General features: G+C 59.3%; 2 protein-coding genes and 2 pseudogenes. 1 reads left to right on the forward strand and 3 read right to left on the reverse strand.

Annotated elements, in window-relative coordinates; genetic code table 11:
- Window positions 1-99: 99 nt before the first annotated feature.
- On the reverse strand, window positions 100-318 hold the full coding sequence (locus PXJ20_RS32740) for a hypothetical protein (protein WP_421032806.1): 219 nt from the start codon (window positions 316-318) through the stop codon (window positions 100-102).
- On the opposite strand from PXJ20_RS32740, the pseudogene PXJ20_RS32745 reads away from it, so the two are divergent.
- A pseudogene (locus tag PXJ20_RS32745) lies at window positions 317-594 on the forward strand (IS66 family transposase); the annotation flags it as partial. The gene PXJ20_RS32740 and the pseudogene PXJ20_RS32745 sit on opposite strands and share 2 nt — an antisense overlap.
- Window positions 595-597: 3 nt before the next feature.
- Here PXJ20_RS32745 and PXJ20_RS32750 read toward each other — a convergent pair.
- Together PXJ20_RS32750 and PXJ20_RS32755 are read right to left on the reverse strand one after the other, a co-directional pair.
- Window positions 598-1,124, reverse strand: a pseudogene (locus tag PXJ20_RS32750) (transposase); the annotation flags it as partial.
- A gap of 327 nt (window positions 1,125-1,451) precedes the next feature.
- A partial coding sequence (locus tag PXJ20_RS32755; protein WP_421057494.1) for a flavin monoamine oxidase family protein occupies window positions 1,452-2,259 on the reverse strand: 808 nt, incomplete at its 5' end.

Raw genomic sequence — 2,259 nt, forward strand, 5'->3', positions numbered from 1 at the left:
CGCCACGTCGGCGGGCAAGGCAGGTCAGGGGGAAACGAAGGCGGAACGTCGGTCCATGAAGGCGGCCGCAGGCGCCGCCATCTCGCCGTTCGCGATGCGTCATGCCGCATTCGGTGCGCTGATGCTCGCGGGCGTGGTGCCGGTCGCGCTCGCGCAGATCGTGCCGACGCCGGGCACCAGCACGCATGTGATCGAGATGCAGAGGCGGTCGGCGTGCTGCAGATCGTCGATGACATGGGCGATACGCTGGCTGCGACGCCGCCCGACTTGCTCGCAGGAGCGGACGGTACCATACAGGTTGACCACGATGGCCTGCAAGGCGTGGTATCAGGTCGAGACGCTCGCCAAGGGCGATCCGCCCGAAGGAGAAACGCGCGACGATTACACGTACCGATTGCGCCAGGAACACAGCGTGCCGTTGCTAACGGCATTCAAGACGTGGCTGGACGAGCAGGCGCCACACGTGTTGCCCGATAGTTTGCTGGGCAAAGCGATCAGCTATACGCGCAATCAATGGCAGTACCTCAGCCGCTACGTCACCGATGCCGCGCCCCTATCGACAACAACGTAATCGAACGCGACATCAGGCCTTTCTGCTTCCCGATACAAGCGATACAGCCGGTTTTTGCTGACCTGATAACCCTCCCGTTGCAACAGCACACGAATCTTGCGGTAACCATAACGCGCACGGGTCGCCGCGATTTCACACATGCGCTGACGCAGTGCCGTCTGCGGGTCGCGATGACTTCGATATTGATACACCGAGTGCGACAACGCCACCAGGCGGCAGGCCCGGCGCTCCGCAACTGCATACGTTGACTTCAGATAGTCCACGATGCTGCGCCTCGGGGAGGGCTTCACCACTTTTTTTTCAGAACGTCGGTCAGCATCGCCTTGTCCAGCGTCAACCCGGCAACCGCCTTCTTCAACTGGGCGTTCTCGTCCTGAAGCTGCTTCAACTGGCGCACCTGGTCCGTCTGCAGTCCGGCGTACACCTTCTTCCAGCGATAGAAGGTCTGCTCCGGGATACCCACGTGACGAATCAGCTCGGCCGCTGGCATGCCCGCTTCGGCCTGCTTCAACACCGCCACAATCTGCTCGACACTGAAGCGTTTGCGTTTCATTGCACGGCTCCTTTCCCATCGAAAAGTCCGCCGAAAACTCGCTTACATCATGGCACTGTTTCCCGGGGCGCGCTCAGGTCCACAAGCGGAAATTCAAACTGATCCATTACCCGAATTGCCGATGTCCGCTTTTAGTACACCGGTTTTTGCTAACATGCGACCGGCAGATTTTGCCTGTGTTCCCCGGGTTATTTCAAAATTTCAAACTGCGCCCTGTCCATGCTCTAGAAACAGTTATCCTGACTGCATTCATTCCTTTGGAAAAACCGTGGGGTAGGTTGGAGCGAAAGGTCTCCAAGACTATCCAGAGCTTGACCGATGATCCTACTAGTCTCCGTATCGGTAGCGGCTGCGCATCGCGTCAAGCGGATTCCCCTCGGCAAGAGTGCCACCGAGACTATGTATTACAGCGCTTGCGGCGTTGATTGCCGTCTGCACCGCACCTTCGATCCACCCGCCTGTGAACGAGCAGCAGCACCCGGCGAGGTAGATCCCGCTGTCCACGGTCGGATCAGCCGCCGTCTGGAACTGGTAGAACAGTGCCTGCGAGTGGACGTCTTCGCCTGGATGGTTCAGCTTGAAAGCGCCCAGCGCGTATGGGTCCAACAGCCAGTCGTGGCTAATTACGTTGCGCGCATAGTCGTTGTCGAGTGGGAACAGATGCGCGGCAAACGCGGGCGACACGGCACCGATCTCCGCGACGAGCCGCTTGCATCGCTCGATCTTGTCGGTTAGCGACAGGATCTTGTGCGAATCGTCTTCCCACGTGTAGCTGATCAGCACCACGCCGTGCGCGTAGGGATCGTCGGGTGCGTAGTCAAGGCAGTAGATGCCGCGCGCCAGGGTATCGGTCTGAATGTTGTGCGGCAGCCCATGCCTGAGCCAGAACTTGTCGCGAGTCAGGATGAATAGTTTTGACGAGCTCACCATGTGCGTCTCCTTGATTGCTCGCATCACTTCTGGCGCGAACAGGTTCGAGGTATCTGTGATGCCCATACGAACCTGTATCGCGCGCGTGGTTGTCGCGACAATGACGCGATCGAACGACTGCGCCGCCCCATCATCAAGCGCAAGCACAAACTTGCCATCTGCGCGCTTTGTCACGCCGCGCACGGCAGCGTGAACGATACAGTCA

This window comes from Paraburkholderia sp. A1RI_3L (genome assembly GCF_048957895.1).
Classification (GTDB): domain Bacteria; phylum Pseudomonadota; class Gammaproteobacteria; order Burkholderiales; family Burkholderiaceae; genus Paraburkholderia; species Paraburkholderia kururiensis.